Raw genomic sequence first — 15,838 nt, 5'->3', positions numbered from 1 at the left:
GTGCGGTGATACCGTTTGCCTCCGCACAGGGTTCCCGGACTGCACTAGGTAACGACTTCCATGTTCAAACGCTTGAGGGGGCTGTTCTCCAGCGATCTGTCGATCGATCTGGGCACGGCCAATACGCTGATCTACGTCCGCGGCCGCGGTATCGTGCTCGACGAGCCATCGGTCGTGGCCATCCGCCAGTCCGGCAATATGCGCAGCGTGGCGGCCGTGGGCTCCGACGCCAAGCGCATGCTGGGCCGCACCCCCGGCAACATCACCGCCATCCGTCCGATGAAGGATGGGGTGATCGCCGACTTCACCGTCACCGAGCAGATGCTCCAGCACTTCATCCGCAAGGTCCACCAGAGCACCTTCCTGACGCCAAGCCCCCGGGTGCTGGTGTGCGTGCCCTGCATGTCGACCCAGGTGGAGCGACGCGCCATCAAGGAGTCCGCCGAGGGCGCCGGCGCCCGCGAGGTGTTCCTGATTGAGGAGCCCATGGCCGCGGCCATCGGCGCCGGGCTGCCGGTGGAGGAGGCCCAGGGCTCGATGGTCGTCGACATCGGCGGCGGCACCAGCGAGATCGCCATCATCTCGCTCAACGGTATCGTCTACTCCGAGTCGATCCGCGTCGGCGGCGACCGCTTCGACGAGGCGATCATCGGCTACGTGCGCCGCCACTACGGCAGCCTGATCGGCGAGGCCACCGCCGAGCGCATCAAGGAGGAGATCGGCTGCGCCTATCCCGGTGGCGAGCTGCGCGAGATCGACGTGCGCGGCCGCAACCTGGCCGAGGGTATCCCGCGCAGCTTCACCCTCAACTCCCACGAGATCCTCGACGCCCTGCAGGAGACCCTGGCCTCCATCGTCGCGGCGGTGAAGAACGCCCTGGAGCAGTCGCCCCCCGAGCTCGCCTCCGACATCGCCGAGCGCGGCCTGGTGCTCACCGGCGGCGGCGCGCTGCTGCGCGACCTGGACAAGCTGATCGCCGAGGAGACCGGCCTGCCGGTGATCGTCGCCGAGGATCCGCTGACCTGCGTGGCCCGCGGCGGCGGCAAGGCCCTGGAGATGATCGACCAGCACACCTTCGAGCTGCTCTCCAGCGACTGACCCGGGAGGACGCGTCATCAAGCCGCTGTTCTCGCATGGACCGCTGCCCGTCTACCGCCTGCTGGTGTGCGGTGCGCTGGCGGTGGGCTTGATGGTCGCCGACCTGCGCCTGACCCGGATGGAGGAGGTGCGTGCCCAGCTCTCCACGCTGGTGGCGCCCATCCAGTGGGTGGTCAGCCTGCCCAGCGACGTGCTCAGCTGGAGCACCCTGGCGCTCTCCGACCAGCGGGCGCTGGTGGAGGAGAACCAGCGCCTGCGCGAGCAGATCCTCACGCTCTCCCATCGCGTGCAGCGCATGGCCGACCTTACCGCCGAGAACGTGCGCCTGCGCGAGTTGCTCGCCGCCGCCCGCCAGCAGGAGGTGCCCTTCATCACCGCCGAGCTGCTCTCCCTGGACCCCGACCCCTTCGCCCACCAGATGGTGGTGGACCGCGGCCGGCGCGACGGCGTGCGCGTGGGCCAGCCGGTGATGGACGCCGCCGGCCTGGTGGGCCAGGTCACCTCGGTGTCGGCCTACTCCAGCCGGGTGCTGATGGTGGCCGATGCCAGCCATGCGCTGCCGGTGCGTGTCAACCGCAACGGCCTGCGCTTCATCCTCCAGGGCGGCGGGCACTACGACCGCCTTAACGTGCTGCACGTCCCCGACACCGCCGACATCCGCCAGGGCGACCTGCTGGTCACCTCGGGCCTGGCCGGGCGCTTCCCGCCGGGCTACCCGGTGGCGCGGGTCGGCGAGGTGGTGCATGACCCCGGCGAGCCCTTCGCCCGGGTCACCGCCGAGCCGGTGGCGCAGCTGCAGCGCTCCCGCCACTTCCTGCTGCTCTTCCCGCCCGAGCGTCGCCCCCTCGAGGCCTGGGAGGGCGAGCTCAGCGCCGTCGCCATCGAGGCCGCGCGGGCGGTGGCGGGCGCCGACGACGAGGAGGCGCGCTGATGGCTCCCCCCTCCGCCGCCAACCTGGCGCTGCCCTGGATCTGGCTCTCGCTGCTCCTGGCGCTCTGCCTGCAGGTGATGCCCCTGGCCGAGGGCTGGCAGCTCTGGCGCCCCGACTGGCTGGGATTGATGCTGGTCTACTGGTGCATGAAGACCCCCTATCGGGTGGGGGTCTTCCACGGCTTCGTGCTGGGGCTCCTACTCGACCTGATCGAGGGCGCCGTACTCGGCCACAACGCCCTGCTGCTGTCGCTGCTGGCCTTCCTCTGCGCGCTGGTCTACCCCCGCTTCCGCGCCTACTCGCTGGTGCAGCAGGCGCTGATGGTGCTGGTGCTGCTGGGCAGCGTGCAGCTCGCCGACCAGTGGCTGCGCACCCTGGTGGGCAGCTTCTCCATCCACCTCGCCTTCCTGACGCCGTCGCTGATCGGCGCGCTGCTCTGGCCCTGGTTCGCCACCCTGTTCAACCTGCTGGGGCGGCGCCTGGCCCGCGACTGACGGAGCCCTCCCATGCCCACTGCCTCTCCCATGCCCACTGCCTCGCCCGTGCTCTGCCTCGCCTCCGCCTCGCCCAGGCGTCGCGAGCTGCTCGCCTCCATCGGCGTCCCGGTGACGGTGCGCCCGGTCGACATCGACGAGACCCCGCGCCACGGCGAGGCCGCCGAGGCCTACGTGACCCGCCTGGCCCGGGAGAAGGCCCGGGCGGGGGCCGGGCATGGCGAGCTGCCGACCCTGGGCTCCGACACCGCGGTGGTGCGCGACGGCGAGATCCTCGGCAAGCCCGAGGATGCCGCGCATGCCGCCGCCATGCTGCGTTCGCTCTCCGGCCGTGAGCACCGGGTGCTCACCGCGGTGGCGGTGAGCGGCCCCGCCGGGCTGCTCGATGCCTGCGTGACCACCCGGGTGGCGATGCGCGAGATCTCCGATGCCGAGATCGCCGCCTACTGGGCGAGCGGCGAGCCCGCCGACAAGGCCGGCGGCTACGCCATCCAGGGGCTGGCCGCGGTGTTCGTCGAGCGCATCGCCGGCAGCCACTCGGCGGTGGTGGGGCTGCCGCTCTTCGAGACCGCCGCGCTGCTGCGCCGCCAGGGCGTGCCGCTGTGGGAGGGCGCCCTCGCCTGAGGGCCTCTTCTCGGGTGACGCGCCGGCCAGGCCGCCGGCGAGCCGGCGGCTCGCGTGGCGCGTCTCAACGCCTGGGGCGCGGGGCTCTATGTCATAATGGCCGCAAAGCAATCTGGACAAGGATTTCCGCATGAGCGGCGAAGTACTGATCAACCTGACGCCGATGGAGACCCGTGTCGCCGTGGTGGAGAATGGCGTGCTGCAGGAGGCCTTCATCGAGCGCAGCCGGCGGCGCGGCATCGTCGGCAACATCTACAAGGGGCGCGTGGTGCGGGTGCTGCCCGGCATGCAGGCGGCCTTCGTGGACATTGGCCTCGACCGGGCCGCCTTCATCCACGCCCACGAGGTGATGCCCCCCGGCACCCCGGCCGAGGAGCAGCTCTCCATCGGCCACCTGCTCCACGAGGGCCAGGCGCTGGTGGTGCAGGTCACCAAGGACCCCATCGGCTCCAAGGGAGCGCGGCTCACCACCCACCTCTCGGTGCCATCGCGCTACCTGGTCTACATGCCCGATGCCCCCCACCACGGCGTCTCCCAGCGCATCGAGGACGAGCGCGAGCGCGAGCGGCTGCGGGCCCTGATCGAGGAGGCCCAGACCCAGCAGACCCTGGAGGTGACCGGCGGCTTCATCGTGCGCACCGCCGCCGAGGGGGTGGGGGTCGAGGAGCTCGCCGCCGACATGCACTTCCTGCTGCGGCTGTGGCGCAAGGTGAGCGAGCGCAAGGTTACCGCGCCGGCGCCCAGCGTCATCTACGACGACCTGCCGCTGTTCATGCGCATCCTGCGCGACGTGATGCGCCACGAGATCGAGAAGGTGCGCATCGACTCCCGGGAGAACTACGTCAAGCTGATCGAGTTCGCCGAGGAGTTCATGCCCGACGCCGTGGAGCGCATCGAGCACTACGCCGGCGAGCGGCCGATCTTTGACCTCTACAGCGTCGAGGACGAGATCCACAAGGCGCTGGGGCGCAAGGTGCAGCTCAAGTCCGGCGGCTACCTGGTGATCGACCCCACCGAGGCGATGACCACCATCGACGTCAACACCGGCGGCTACGTGGGGCACCGCAATCTCGAGGAGACCATCTTCAAGACCAACCTCGAGGCCGCCACCGCCATCGCCCGCCAGCTGCGCCTGCGCAACCTCGGCGGCATCATCATCATCGACTTCATCGACATGGAGGACACCGAGCACCAGCGCCAGGTGCTGCGCATGCTCGAGAAGTCGCTGGAGCGCGACCACGCCAAGACCAAGTGTACCGGGGTCACCGAGCTGGGCCTGGTGCAGCTGACCCGCAAGCGTACCCGGGAGAGCCTCGAGCAGACCCTCTGCGAGGCGTGCCCCACCTGCGCGGGGCGTGGCACCCTCAAGACCCCCGAGACCGTCTGCTACGAGATCTTCCGCGAGATCCTGCGCGAGGAGCGCGCCTACAGCGCCGAGACCTACATGGTGCTGGCCGCCCAGGCGGTGGTGGACCGCCTGCTCGACGAGGAGTCGGCGGCGGTGGCCGACCTGGAGGAGTTCATCGGCAAGCCGATCCGCTTCCAGGTCGAGACCCACTACTCCCAGGAGCAGTACGACATCGTGCTGATGTGAGCCCATGGCCGCGCTTCGCCCGCTGATCCGCTGGACCCTGACCCTGCTGGCCCTGCTGCTGGCGGCGCTGGCGCTGCTGACGCTGGCGGCGCGCCTGGCGCTGGGCATGGTGGATGGGCTGACGCCGCGGCTCGAGGCGCTGCTCTCGGCGCGCTTCGGCGCCGAGGTCAGCCTCGCCGGGCTGGAGGGGGGGCTCTCGCGCCTCGACCCCCACCTCGCCGTGGAGGGGCTCGACCTGCGCACCCGCGCCGGGGACCGGCCGTTGCTCGAGGTCGAGGCCGGCCACCTGCGCCTGGACACCTGGCGAAGCCTGCGCGAGGGGTTGCCGGTGGTGGAGGACGCCCGCCTCGAGGGGCTGACCCTGCACCTCTACCAGGCCGCCGATGGTGGCTGGCACTGGCCCCCACCCGCCGATCTGCCGCCCGTGCTGCAGCCCGACGAGCCCTTCGACCTGGAGCGGCTCGACTTCTGGGTCGGCGTGCTGCTGCGCCAGCGCGCCTGGGCCGAGGAGGTGCGGGTGGTACTCCACGGCCGCGACCGGGAGGTGGCCTTCGAGGCGCCGCGGCTGCTGATGACCGGGGATGCCCGCCGCGCCCATCTCGAGGGCACCCTGCGCCTGGTCGGCGACCGTGACATCGCCATGCAGGTGGTCCTGGAGGTGCTGCCGGGGCCCCGGGGGCTCGGCGACTTCAACGCCGCCCTGCAGGCCGACATGCGCCTCGATAGCCTGGTGGCGCTGGCCGCGGTGCTGGGGCGCGACCAGCCGCTGCGCCTCGACGAGGCCAGCGGCGAGGCGCGGCTGTGGGGGCGCTGGCATCGCGCCGCCCTGGAGGACGTGCGCCTGGCGCTGGACGTCGAGCGCCTGGCGGTGAGCCATGCCGACTCGGCCGGCGAGCGCCATGAGCTGGCCCTGGAGAGCGTCACCGCCCGTGGCCAGTGGCTGCGCCGCGAGACAGGCTGGGAGGCGTGGCTCGAGGGCGACGCCGAGAGCCGCGACGCCAGCGAGCCGGACGACCTGGCGGGACGCTGGGGGCCGGCGCTGCCCTATCGCTGGCACCTGCGCGGCGACGATGCCGGCTGGTGGCTGACCACCGGCGCCTTCGACCTCGGTTCCCTGGCCGCCTGGCGGGACCGGGTGCCGTTGCCCGAGGCGCTGGGCCGGGCCGTGGAGAGCCTCGACCCGCGCGGGCGGGTGATGGGCTTCGCGCTGGGGCGGCGCGACGGCGAGTGGGAGGCCCGGGCCGCGCTGCGCGGCGTGGCGGTATCCCCCTGGCAGCAGGCCCCGGGAGGTGGTCCCCTGGACATGTGGGTGGAGGCGCGCGGCGGCAACGGCCGGGTGCGCTTCGTCGGCGACGACGCCGCCACGCTGCATTTTCCCGAGGTCTTCGCCGGCCCCATGGCCCTCGAGCGCGCCTCGGGGGAGGTGCACTGGTCCTACGATGGCCCGCGCAGCATGGTCAGCGGCCGCGATCTCGAGGTGGTCTGGAACGGCGCCACGGTGCGCGGCGGCTTCGGCCTCTCCACCGGGCGCGGTGCCCGGGGCGGCTTCGGCCTGACCCTGGCCCTGGAAGAGGTGGACGCCGTGGCGACGCCGCTGGTCGAGTGGCTGCCGGTCAAGATCCTCGGCGACGAGCTGCGCGCCTGGCTCGCCGAGGGCGTGGCCGGCCGGGTCCCCGAGGGCTCGCTGCGCCTGCACGTGCCGCTCTCCGGCGGCAGTGGCGAGCGCCTGGCGCCGAGCTTCGGACTCGACCTGGCGATCCGCGATGGCCGGTTGCCCATCGCCCCGGGCTGGCCGGCCCTCGACGGTGTCGAGGGGCGGTTGCGCCTCGACGACGGCGTGCTCGACGCCGAGGTGACGCGGGCCGAGAGCCTCGGCGTCCAGGCCGGTGAGGGACGTGTGCGCCTGGCCGACGAGCGCCTTCAGGTGGAGGGCGCCGTCGCGGCCGACGCCGAGGCCCTGCGCGACTTCCTGCGGGCGATGCCGGTGGCCGGCATGGAGGCACTCGACGACTGGTGGGCCGAGGGGCGCGCCGAGGGCGACCTGAGCCTTGCGCTACCCCTGGACGACCCGGAGGCCATCGCGCTCACGGTCACCACCCAGGCCGCCTTCCCGCGCCTCGAGTACGCCCCCCTGGGGCTCGCCTTCCGTGACCTCGAGGGGCCCTTGACCTGGCGCCAGCAGGGCGCGGCGGGCGGCCTCGAGGGGCGCCTCGAGGGGCGGGCACTGGGTGGCCCGGTGCGTGCCGAGATCGACACCGCCGCCGGCGGCCTCGACCTTTCCGGACGCGCCGAGATCGCCCCCCTGCTGGCGCTGGGCGATATCACCTCGCTGTCGGGGCCGCTCGCGGGGGCCGTCGACTGGCAGGGCCGCCTGGCGATCGCCGAGGCGAGCGTCAGCCTGGGCCTTGCCAGCGACCTCACCGGCCTTGCCATCGACCTGCCGTCGCCCCTGGGCAAGGCGGCCGGTGAGGTTCGCCCCCTGCGACTCGACATGGACCTGACCCGGGGCCGGCTGGAGGGGCGGCTGGGCGAGGCGCTGGCACTGCGCTGGCGGCGGCTCGATGGCACCTCGGGGCAGGGCCAGGTGTGGCTGGGGCGCCCGGCCGGCGGCGACTGGCCGGCCGGCGAGGGCTGGTGGCTGGATGCCTACCTGCCTCGCCTGGCCCCGGCCGAGTGGGCCGCCGCCCTCGGCGGCCAGGTCGGCGGCGGCGGGACCCGTACCCAGGCGCTACGCGAGGTGCGTCTGGAGAGCGACTGTCTCTCCCACGAGCAGCGCTGCCTGGGCTCGCTCCAGACCCGGGCGCGTCCCCAGGCCGGTGGCGGCTGGCGCCTGGGGCTGGAGGGCAGCCTGCTGGCGGGCCAGCTCGACTACCGGCCGGGACTGGCCGAGCCACTGGACATCGGCCTGACCCGCCTGGCGCTGGACCCCCTGACGCCCGCCACCGCCCGGGTCGGGTCGCTGCTCGACGAGGTCGCCACGCCGCCGGCCCCCGAGCCGCTGCCCGACTGGGTGGCGACGCTGCCCGCCGGGCGGCTGCGCATCGCCGAGATCACCCGCCAGGGGCAGCGCCTGGGGCCCCTCACCGCCCGCTGGCGGGCCACCCCCGAGCGGCTCAGCATCGTGCCGCTGGGGCTGACCCTGGGCCAGGTCAGCGCCCGGGGCGAGCTGGTCTGGGAGGCCGCCGGCCCCGAGGCCAGCCTGACCCGGGCGCGGCTCGACCTGGACGGTCGCGACCTCGGCACGGCGCTGGAGCGCCTCGGCCAGCCCCCCGCCATCCGCAGCGCCGAGACCCGGGTCAGGAGCCAGCTGGCCTGGCCCGGCACGCCCTGGCAGTTCGCCCTGGAGCGCTCCCGGGGCAGCGTCGAGGCACAGCTTCGCGACGGGCGCTTCGTCAACCTGGAGTCGGCCCCGGCACGGCTGGTCGGCCTGCTCAACCTGGACAACCTGGTACGCCGGCTGCGCCTGGACTTCTCCGACGTGACCGGCCAGGGCACCGCCTTCGACCGTGTCAGCGGCGCGGCGACCCTGTATGGTGGCACCCTGGAGACCCGCGGGCCGGTGGAAGTCGAGGGGCCCGCCACCCGCTTCACCCTGGATGGCAGCGTCGACCTGGCGCGGCGGGAACTCGACATGGGCCTGGGGGTCACGGTACCCATCAGCCGCAACCTGCCGCTGGCCGCGGTGATCGCCGGTGCCCCGGTGGTGGGGGGGGCCCTGTTCATCGCCGATCGCCTGTTCGGCGACGCCATCGACAGCGTGACCCGAATTCATTACCGCGTGCGCGGCCCCTGGACCGCGCCGCAGATCTCAGTGGAAAGCGCCGAATGACCCGACACGCACAGCTAGACGAAGCCGCCGGCATCCTGCTCGCGCCCGGCGGGCTCTCCCTGGAGGACCTGGAGTCCGGCCTGGGCCACGCCCTGGGGCCGGGTATCGACTACGCCGACCTCTACTTCCAGCGCAGCTGGCACGAGGGGTGGGTGCTCGAGGATGGCGAGGTCAAGGAGGCCAGCTACAGCATCGACGGCGGGGTGGGCGTGCGCTCGCTGGCCGGCGAGAAGACCGGCTTCGCCTACTCCAACCAGATCACCGCCGACGCCCTGGCCGAGACCGGGCGCACCGCCGCCGGCATCGTGCGCCACGGCAGCCGTCTGACCGCCGGCGTGCCGGTGGCGGTGGCGCCCGCCGCCCGCTATGCCGGGGTCGACCCGCTCTCCGGGCTCTCCGCCGAGGAGAAGGTCGCCATGCTCAAGGCGGCGGATCGCGCGGCGCGCGCCGCCGACCCCGCGGTGAGCCAGGTCAGCGCCTCGCTCTCCGGGGTCCACGAGGTGGTGCTGGTGCGCGGCAGCGACGGCACCCTGGCGGCGGACATCCGCCCCCTGGTGCGCTTCAACGTCAGCGTGATCGCCGTGCGTGACGGCCGCCGCGAGCGGGGCAGCGCCGGCGGTGGCGGCCGCTACCCCATGTCGCGGCTGCGTGACGAGGGGGTGGCCGAGCGCTATGCGAAGGAGGCAGTACGCCAGGCGCTGGTCAACCTCGAGGCGGTCGACGCCCCGGCCGGCCAGCTGCCGGTGGTGCTGGCGCCGGGCTGGCCCGGCATCCTGCTCCACGAGGCGGTGGGCCACGGCCTGGAGGGCGACTTCAACCGCAAGGGCAGCTCGGCCTTCGCCGGGCGCATGGGCCAGCGCGTCGCCGCCCCCGGGGTGACGGTGGTGGACGACGCCACCCTCGCCGACCGGCGTGGCTCGCTCTCCGTGGACGACGAGGGCACCCCGGGCCAGGCCACCACGCTGATCGAGGACGGCATCCTCACCGGCTACATGCAGGACAAGCTCAACGCCCGGTTGATGGGCATGGCGCCCACCGGCAACGCCCGTCGCGAGTCCTTCGCCCACCTGCCCATGCCGCGCATGACCAACACCCTGATGCTGGCCGGCCAGGACGACCCCACCGACATCATCAGGAGCGTGCGCCGAGGCCTCTTCGCGGTGAGCTTCGGCGGTGGCCAGGTGGACATCACCTCGGGCAAGTTCGTGTTCTCGGCCAGCGAGGCCTACCTGATCGAGGACGGGCGGATCACCGCGCCGGTGAAGGGCGCAACCCTGATCGGCAACGGCCCCGAGGCGATGGGGCGGGTGTCGATGATCGGCCACGACATGGAACTCGATACCGGCATCGGCGTCTGCGGCAAGGAGGGGCAGGGCGTGCCGGTGGGCGTCGGCCAGCCGACGCTCAAGCTGGACGAGCTGACCGTCGGCGGCACGGCCTCGTGAAGGAACGTGCCTGCGCTCGCCCATACGGCGTTGGCGTTCGGCTCGCCATGCTCATTTAGGGCCCCTAAACTCCGCTGTCTCGCCGAGCGCCGCCTTGTCTGGCCTTCGCTCGGCGACGTTCCGCGAGGGAGGAGGTCTACAGCCCCGCGGTATCGCGGATCAGCCTGAACAGCTTGCGGGCGCTGGCCGGGGGCTTGTGGTGATCACGCTCGCGGCGGGCATTGCGGATCAGCTGGCGCAGCGCCTGGCGGTCGGCGTCGGGATAGTCGGCGACGAAGGCCTCGACGGCGGGGTCGCCCTCCTCGACGAGGCGGTCACGCCAGCGCTCCAGGCGATGGAAGGCGTGGTCGCGGCGGAGCTTCTCCTGCTCGATCTCGTCGTGGACGGCGCGGATCGCCGCCAGGTCCTCGCGGCGCATCAGCTTGCCGACGTACTGCATGTGGCGCCGGCGCCCCTCGTGGGAGCGGATGCGTGCGGTCTCCTCGACGGCGGCCAGCATGTCGTCGGAGAGCGGGAAGCGGGCCCGCTCGGCGGGGGTCATGGCGATGATCTGCTCGCCCAGCGTCTGCAGCGCATGCATCTCGCGCTTGAGCTGGGACTTGCTGGGACGCTCGTCGTCGTCCGCCTGGGCCAGGAGCTGGTCGAGCAGCTCGCGGGGAGATTCCTGGGACATGCCGCTTCCATCGGTTGGGGCTGGGATGTCCCGCAGTATACCAGCCCGCCCACCGGGGCCGGGAACCAAGATCGCGGGCGCCGCCTGGCGCCCGGCAAAGGAGGAACGAGATGACACAGGCGTTCGATGCCGAAGCCCAGCAGGCGCTGCTGGAGAGCCGGGCCCGGCAGGCCGTGGAGCTGGCCGGGAAACTGGGTGCCGATGCCTGCGAGGTGGGCGCCAGCGTCGACCAGGGGGTCGGGGTCAGCGTCCGCGAGGGCGAGGTGGAGACCGTGGAGCTCTCCCGGGACCAGGGCATCGCGGTGACCGTCTACGTGGGGCGCCGCAAGGGCAGCGCCTCCTCCAGTGACGCCGGCGAGGCCTCGATCCGCTCGGTGGTGGAGAAGGCCATCGCCATCGCCCGCTACACCGGCGAGGATCCCGCCGCGGGGCTCGCCGATGCCGAGCTCATGGCCACCCGGCTGCCGGACCTCGAGGTCCACCACCCCTGGCCGCTCTCCACCGAGGAGGCGATCGCGCTGGCCCAGGCCTGCGAGGCCGCCGGGCGCGCCCGGCCGGGCATCAAGAGCTCCGACGGCGCCTCGCTCTCCAGCGGCGAGGGGGTTCGGGTCTACGCCAACAGCCACGGCTTCCTGGGCAGCCAGCGCGGCAGCCGCCACTCGCTCTCCTGCATGCTGATCGCCGAGGACGCCGCTGGCATGCAGCGCGACTACGATTTCACCACCGCCCGCGACCCCCGCCAGCTGCTCGCCCCCGAACGGGTCGGCGAGAGCGCCGCCGAGCGCACCCTGCGTCGCCTGGGCGCCCGTCGTCCGGCCACCGGGCGCCTGCCGGTGCTCTTCGACCCCAACCTCGCCGCCGGGCTGGTGGGCTCGCTGATGGGCGGCATCGCCGGCGGGGCGCTCTTCCGCCAGGCCTCCTTCCTCTGTGACCGCCTGGGCGATGCGCTCTTCCCCGAGTGGTTCGGCCTCAGCGAGCGCCCCATGGAGGTCGGCGCCATGGCCAGCTCCCCCTTCGACAACGACGGCGTGCAGACCCGCGACAACGTCTTCATCGACCAGGGGCGTCTGGCCAGCTATATGCTCTCCGCTTACAGCGCCCGGCGGCTCGGCATGCAGACCACCGCCAACGCCGGCGGGGCGCGCAACCTGCGCATCGATGCCCCGCTCACGCCGCGCGACGAGCTCTTGTCGCGCATGGGCCGCGGGGTGGTGGTGACCGAGCTGATGGGGCAGGGGGTCAACGCCGTGACCGGGGACTACTCCCGCGGCGCCGCCGGCTTCTGGGTGGAGGACGGCGAGATCCAGTACCCGGTGGAGGAGTTCACCATCGCCGGTAACCTGGAGGCGATGTTCCGGGGCCTCGCCGGCATCGGCAGCGACACCGACACCCGCGGCAGCATCCATACCGGCAGCTGGCTGATCGACGAGATGACCGTCGCCGGGAGCTAGGCTTCCTCGTCGAAGTTGGCCGCGAACAGCGCCTCCACGGCGTCCAGCGCCGCCTCGGCGTCCTCGCCCTCGGCGCTTACCGTGAGCGTGGTGCCGCAGGGGGCGGCCAGCATCAACAGCGACATGATGTTGTCGGCATCGCCCGCCAGGGCGCCGTTGGCCACGCTGACGCGGGCGGTGAAGGGCTGGCAGCACTGTACCAGCCGGGTAGCGGCGCGGGCGTGCAGCCCGCGCTTGTTGGTGAGGGTCAGCTGGCGTTGCGGCACGCTTATCGTCCTTGATCGGCGGGGGCGGCGAGGGTGTCCTGGAGGCCCATTTCGCGGTGGCGCAGCCTGACATGGGGGTGGGCAGCCGCCAGTCGCCTGGCCAGGCGTTCGGCGAGGTAGACCGAGCGGTGCTGGCCGCCGGTGCAGCCGATGGCCACGGTCAGGTAGCTGCGATGGCTGGCGCGGTAGGCGGGCAGCCAGCGCGTCAGCCAGCCCTCGATGTCGTCGAGCATCTCGGCCACCACCGGGTAGCCCTCGAGGAAGGTCACGATCGCCTCGTCGCGGCCGTTGTAGGGGCGCAGGCGTGGGTCCCAGTAGGGATTTGGCAGGCAGCGCGCATCGAACACCAGGTCGGCGTCCAGCGGCACCCCGCGCTTGAAGCCGAAGGACTCCACGGTGAGGGTCAGCTGCTCGGGGCGGTGGCCGGCGACCTGGTCGCCGATGCGCCCGCGCAGTTCGTGCACCGAGAGACGCGAGGTATCGATCACCAGGTCGGCCAGGTCGCGGATCTCCGCCAGCGCCCGCTCCTCGGTGTCGATCGCCTCGGCGAGCGTCATCTCGCTGTCCCGGGTCAGTGGGTGACGGCGGCGGGTGGCGGAGTAGCGCTCGATCAGGATGCGGGCATCGGTGGTCAGGTAGATCACCTGGCAGTCGATGCCGCGTCCGCGCACCTCGGCGAGCAGGCTGGGGAAGCGCTGGAGTGCCTGGGGCAGGTTGCGGGCATCGACGCTGACCGCGATGGAGGAGCGCGGCGAGGCGGGGTCACCCAGCTCGTCCACCAGCGAGCCCAGCAGCATCGCCGGCAGGTTGTCGATGGCGTAGTAGCCGAGGTCCTCCAGGGCCTGCAGCGCGATCGACTTCCCCGAACCGGAACGGCCGCTGATGATCACGAGCTGCATGGGGGTCTCCTGGTCGGGGGTGGCCTCAGCCCTGTCGTCGGATCGCCTCGATCAGGCGCTCGTGGAGGTCGCGCTGGCTGTGGCTGCCGCGCAGCCGCGAACGGGTCTCGGCATCGTTCATGATGCCGGCGACCTCGGCCAGCAGCGCCAGGTGGGCGGCGTCGGCCTCCTCGGGGACCAGCAGCACGAACACCAGGTCCACCGGTTCGCCGTCGATGGCGTCGAAGTCCACCGGCTCGGCGAGCCTGAGGAAGGCGGCGACGGGTTCCTTGCAGTGGGGGCTGCGGGCATGGGGGATCGCCACGCCGTTGCCGATCCCCGTGCTGCCCAGGCGTTCACGGGCGATCAGGCGCGCGAAGACTTCCTGGCTGTCGAGGCTGGGGGTGTTCTGGGCGATGAAGGTGCTGAAGAACTCCAGCACCCGTTTCTTGCTCCCCCCGGGCACATCGAAGAGGGTGCGCTCGGGGGGCAGGATGGCTTCCAGTGACATCGTGGGCTCAGCGGGCGCCGGCGCCCTGGGCGCGGGCCTGGGCCTTCTCCTTGTGCTTCACCAGCTGACGGTCCAGCTTGTCGGCCAGGGCGTCGATGGCGGCATACATGTCATTCTCCTGCGCCTCGGCGTGCAGGTCGGCACCGGCGGCATGCAGGGTGCAGGCGGCGGACTGGCGCTCCTTCTCCACGGACAGGGTCACCTGCACGGTGGTGATGTTGTCGTAGTGGCGCTCCACGCGAGTCAGTTTCTCGTTCACATAGTCACGCAGGGCATCGGTCAGTTCCACATGATGGCCGGTGATATTGACTTGCATGACACGCTCCTTGCTCGTTGGTTGTGATTCGATTGTAACCCTTTTTCCTGCCTTGCATACCCCCCGCGCCAGGCGCGTGGGGCGGCATCTTGACCCGGGTCAGCGAAGCCGCCTGCGCTCGCTGGAGGAGGGGATACCCATCGCCTCGCGGCTGAACCTTGGAGAGCGCCACCGTGCGCCGCCGCGCCAGGGGGTACCGGAGCCGCTTGCGCTCGCCGGAGGAGGGGATGTCCATCGCCTCGCGGCTGAACCTTGGAGAGCGCCACGGTGCGCCGCCGCGCCAGGGGTTACCGGAGCCGCTTGCGCTCGCTGGAGGAGGGGATGCCCATGGCCTCCCTATACTTCGCCACGGTCCTGCGCGCGACCTTGATGCCGGCCTCGTCCAGCAGGGCGACCAGCTTGCTGTCGGAGAGCGGCTTGCGCGGCGGCTCCTCCTGGATCAGCTTGCGGATACGGGCACGGATGGCGGTGCTGGAGTGGGCGTCGCCGTCGCCCTCGCCACCCACCTGGCTGGAGAAGAAGTACTTGAGCTCGAAGACCCCGCGAGGGGTATGGATGAACTTCTGGGTGGTGACCCGGGAGATGGTCGACTCGTGCATCTCCACCGCCTCGGCGATGTCGGCCAGGATCAGCGGCTTCATCGCCTCCTCGCCCTGCTCCAGGAAGTCGAGCTGGCGTGCCAGGATCTCACGCCCGACCCGCAGCAGGGTGTCGTTGCGGCTGGCCAGGCTCTTCATCAGCCAGCGCGCCTCCTGCAGGTGGTCCTTGAGGAAGCGGTTGTCGTCGCTGGTGTCGGCGCGACGGATCAGCGCCGCGTAGTCGGGCTGGATGCGCAGCCGCGGCAGCGCCTCGGGGTTGAGCTCGACCCGCCAGCCATGACGGTCGTGGTAGGCGACCAGGTCGGGGACCACGTAGTCGTCGGTGACCCCGGCGAAGGCGCTGCCGGGGCGTGGGTCCAGGGCGCGCACCAGGGCGATGGTGGCGTCCAGGGCGGCGTCGTCGAGCCCCAGGCGGCGCTTGAGCAGGCGGCGGTCGTCGCCGGCCAGCGCCTCCAGGAACTGGCGCACCAGGCGCCGCGCCTGGGGCAGGCAGGGGGTGTCGTCGGGGAGGGCGGCGAGCTGCAGCGCCAGGCACTCGCGCAGGTCCCGGGCGAAGACCCCGGTGGGTTCGAATTGCTGGAGTCGCAGCAGCACCGCCTCCACCTCGCGGCTGCGCAGCCCGGTCAGTCCCTGCGCCCTGAGCCCCTCGCACTGCTCGTCGAGGGGGCTGGACAGGTAGCCGGCGTCGTCCACGGCATCGATCAGGCTCTCGGCGATCTGGCGCTCGCGCGGGGCCAGGTCGCTCATCGCCAGCTGCCAGGCGAGGTGGCCGCGCAGGCTCTGGCCCTCGGCCTGACGCTCGAAGTCGGGCCCCTCGCCGCCCGCCGGGGCGGCCAGGTCCGTGTAGGTGTCGGACCACTCGCTGTCGGTGCTCAGCTCCGCGGGGATCTCGCTTGCCCACTCCTCCTCGGGCGTCTCCACGACGGCCTGCTCGCCGAACTCCTCGTCGAGCTCCAGCAGGGGGTTGGACTCCATCGCCTGCTGGATCTCCTGGCGCAGGTCCAGGGTGGAGAGCTGCAGCAGAGCGATGGCCTGCTGCAGCTGGGGCGTCATGGTCAGCTGGGTGCCGACCCGCAGCTGCAGGGAAGCCTTCATGGCCATGGGAGGCGTCCTCCTGGCGTGTCGGAAA

At 72.2% G+C, this 15,838-nt stretch carries 14 protein-coding genes; 8 read left to right on the top strand and 6 right to left on the bottom strand.

Annotated elements, in window-relative coordinates:
- Positions 1-60 precede the first annotated feature (60 nt).
- From BLP95_RS12230 to tldD, 7 genes are all read left to right on the top strand, one after another.
- Positions 61-1,098, top strand: a complete 1,038-nt coding sequence (locus BLP95_RS12230) for a rod shape-determining protein (RefSeq protein WP_023005904.1) — start codon at positions 61-63, stop codon at positions 1,096-1,098.
- 58 nt (positions 1,099-1,156) lie between these two features.
- Positions 1,157-2,029 (top strand): rod shape-determining protein MreC, encoded by an 873-nt coding sequence (gene mreC / locus BLP95_RS12225; protein WP_245678747.1) that lies wholly within the window; start codon positions 1,157-1,159, stop codon positions 2,027-2,029.
- Entirely contained in the window at positions 2,029-2,523 is a 495-nt protein-coding gene (gene mreD, locus BLP95_RS12220) for a rod shape-determining protein MreD (RefSeq protein WP_089679787.1), read from the top strand. Before mreC ends, mreD begins: the two co-directional genes overlap by 1 nt.
- Positions 2,524-2,535: 12 nt before the next feature.
- Positions 2,536-3,147, top strand: coding sequence for a Maf family protein (locus BLP95_RS12215; RefSeq protein WP_245678743.1), 612 nt, complete (start codon positions 2,536-2,538; stop codon positions 3,145-3,147).
- Positions 3,148-3,277: 130 nt separating this feature from the next.
- Positions 3,278-4,741 (top strand): ribonuclease G, encoded by a 1,464-nt coding sequence (gene rng / locus BLP95_RS12210; protein WP_089679783.1) that lies wholly within the window; start codon positions 3,278-3,280, stop codon positions 4,739-4,741.
- A gap of 4 nt (positions 4,742-4,745) precedes the next feature.
- Positions 4,746-8,570: a YhdP family protein gene (locus BLP95_RS12205; RefSeq protein WP_089679781.1), complete on the top strand. Its 3,825-nt coding sequence runs from the start codon at positions 4,746-4,748 to the stop codon at positions 8,568-8,570.
- Complete coding sequence (gene tldD / locus BLP95_RS12200; RefSeq protein ID WP_023005910.1) at positions 8,567-10,015, top strand: metalloprotease TldD; 1,449 nt, start codon at positions 8,567-8,569, stop codon at positions 10,013-10,015. The genes BLP95_RS12205 and tldD overlap by 4 nt, the downstream gene beginning before the upstream one ends.
- Before the next feature lie 136 nt (positions 10,016-10,151).
- Here tldD and yjgA read toward each other — a convergent pair whose 3' ends face one another.
- The gene (gene yjgA, locus BLP95_RS12195; RefSeq protein WP_023005911.1) at positions 10,152-10,688 is read right to left on the bottom strand and encodes a ribosome biogenesis factor YjgA; all 537 of its coding nucleotides are present in this window, start codon (positions 10,686-10,688) and stop codon (positions 10,152-10,154) included.
- A gap of 110 nt (positions 10,689-10,798) precedes the next feature.
- Between yjgA and pmbA the strand changes: the two genes are divergently transcribed.
- Complete coding sequence (gene pmbA / locus BLP95_RS12190) at positions 10,799-12,139, top strand: metalloprotease PmbA (protein ID WP_023005912.1); 1,341 nt, start codon at positions 10,799-10,801, stop codon at positions 12,137-12,139.
- On the opposite strand, the gene BLP95_RS12185 is transcribed toward pmbA, so the two are convergent.
- The 5 genes from BLP95_RS12185 to BLP95_RS12165 all read right to left on the bottom strand — a co-directional run bounded on the left by BLP95_RS12185 (position 12,136) and on the right by BLP95_RS12165 (position 15,810).
- Entirely contained in the window at positions 12,136-12,405 is a 270-nt protein-coding gene (locus BLP95_RS12185) for an HPr family phosphocarrier protein (protein ID WP_023005913.1), read from the bottom strand. The genes pmbA and BLP95_RS12185 overlap by 4 nt on opposite strands.
- Before the next feature lie 2 nt (positions 12,406-12,407).
- Positions 12,408-13,304 (bottom strand): RNase adapter RapZ, encoded by an 897-nt coding sequence (gene rapZ / locus BLP95_RS12180; protein WP_089679779.1) that lies wholly within the window; start codon positions 13,302-13,304, stop codon positions 12,408-12,410.
- A gap of 25 nt (positions 13,305-13,329) precedes the next feature.
- Entirely contained in the window at positions 13,330-13,794 is a 465-nt protein-coding gene (gene ptsN, locus BLP95_RS12175) for a PTS IIA-like nitrogen regulatory protein PtsN (protein WP_089679777.1), read from the bottom strand.
- 7 nt (positions 13,795-13,801) lie between these two features.
- A complete protein-coding gene (gene hpf / locus BLP95_RS12170) occupies positions 13,802-14,110 on the bottom strand; it encodes a ribosome hibernation-promoting factor, HPF/YfiA family (protein ID WP_023005916.1) in 309 nt (102 codons plus the stop codon).
- Positions 14,111-14,397: 287 nt separating this feature from the next.
- Complete coding sequence (locus tag BLP95_RS12165) at positions 14,398-15,810, bottom strand: RNA polymerase factor sigma-54 (RefSeq protein WP_089679775.1); 1,413 nt, start codon at positions 15,808-15,810, stop codon at positions 14,398-14,400.
- Positions 15,811-15,838 lie beyond the last annotated feature (28 nt).

Source organism: Halomonas shengliensis (genome assembly GCF_900104135.1).
In the GTDB taxonomy this organism is placed as follows: domain Bacteria; phylum Pseudomonadota; class Gammaproteobacteria; order Pseudomonadales; family Halomonadaceae; genus Halomonas; species Halomonas shengliensis.
This window is presented reverse-complemented; position numbering and strand designations above follow the sequence as displayed.

What these genes read in the sequence shown, in the direction of transcription:
- BLP95_RS12230 (WP_023005904.1), top strand. Translation starts at nt 61, where the DNA reads ATGTTCAAACGCTTGAGGGGGCTGTTCTCCAGCGATCTGTCGATCGAT.
- mreD (WP_089679787.1), top strand. Translation starts at nt 2,029, where the DNA reads ATGGCTCCCCCCTCCGCCGCCAACCTGGCGCTGCCCTGGATCTGGCTC.
- BLP95_RS12215 (WP_245678743.1), top strand. Translation starts at nt 2,536, where the DNA reads ATGCCCACTGCCTCTCCCATGCCCACTGCCTCGCCCGTGCTCTGCCTC.
- rng (WP_089679783.1), top strand. Translation starts at nt 3,278, where the DNA reads ATGAGCGGCGAAGTACTGATCAACCTGACGCCGATGGAGACCCGTGTC.
- BLP95_RS12205 (WP_089679781.1), top strand. Translation starts at nt 4,746, where the DNA reads ATGGCCGCGCTTCGCCCGCTGATCCGCTGGACCCTGACCCTGCTGGCC.
- tldD (WP_023005910.1), top strand. Translation starts at nt 8,567, where the DNA reads ATGACCCGACACGCACAGCTAGACGAAGCCGCCGGCATCCTGCTCGCG.
- yjgA (WP_023005911.1), bottom strand. Translation starts at nt 10,688, where the DNA reads ATGTCCCAGGAATCTCCCCGCGAGCTGCTCGACCAGCTCCTGGCCCAG.
- pmbA (WP_023005912.1), top strand. Translation starts at nt 10,799, where the DNA reads ATGACACAGGCGTTCGATGCCGAAGCCCAGCAGGCGCTGCTGGAGAGC.
- rapZ (WP_089679779.1), bottom strand. Translation starts at nt 13,304, where the DNA reads ATGCAGCTCGTGATCATCAGCGGCCGTTCCGGTTCGGGGAAGTCGATC.
- ptsN (WP_089679777.1), bottom strand. Translation starts at nt 13,794, where the DNA reads ATGTCACTGGAAGCCATCCTGCCCCCCGAGCGCACCCTCTTCGATGTG.
- hpf (WP_023005916.1), bottom strand. Translation starts at nt 14,110, where the DNA reads ATGCAAGTCAATATCACCGGCCATCATGTGGAACTGACCGATGCCCTG.
- BLP95_RS12165 (WP_089679775.1), bottom strand. Translation starts at nt 15,810, where the DNA reads ATGGCCATGAAGGCTTCCCTGCAGCTGCGGGTCGGCACCCAGCTGACC.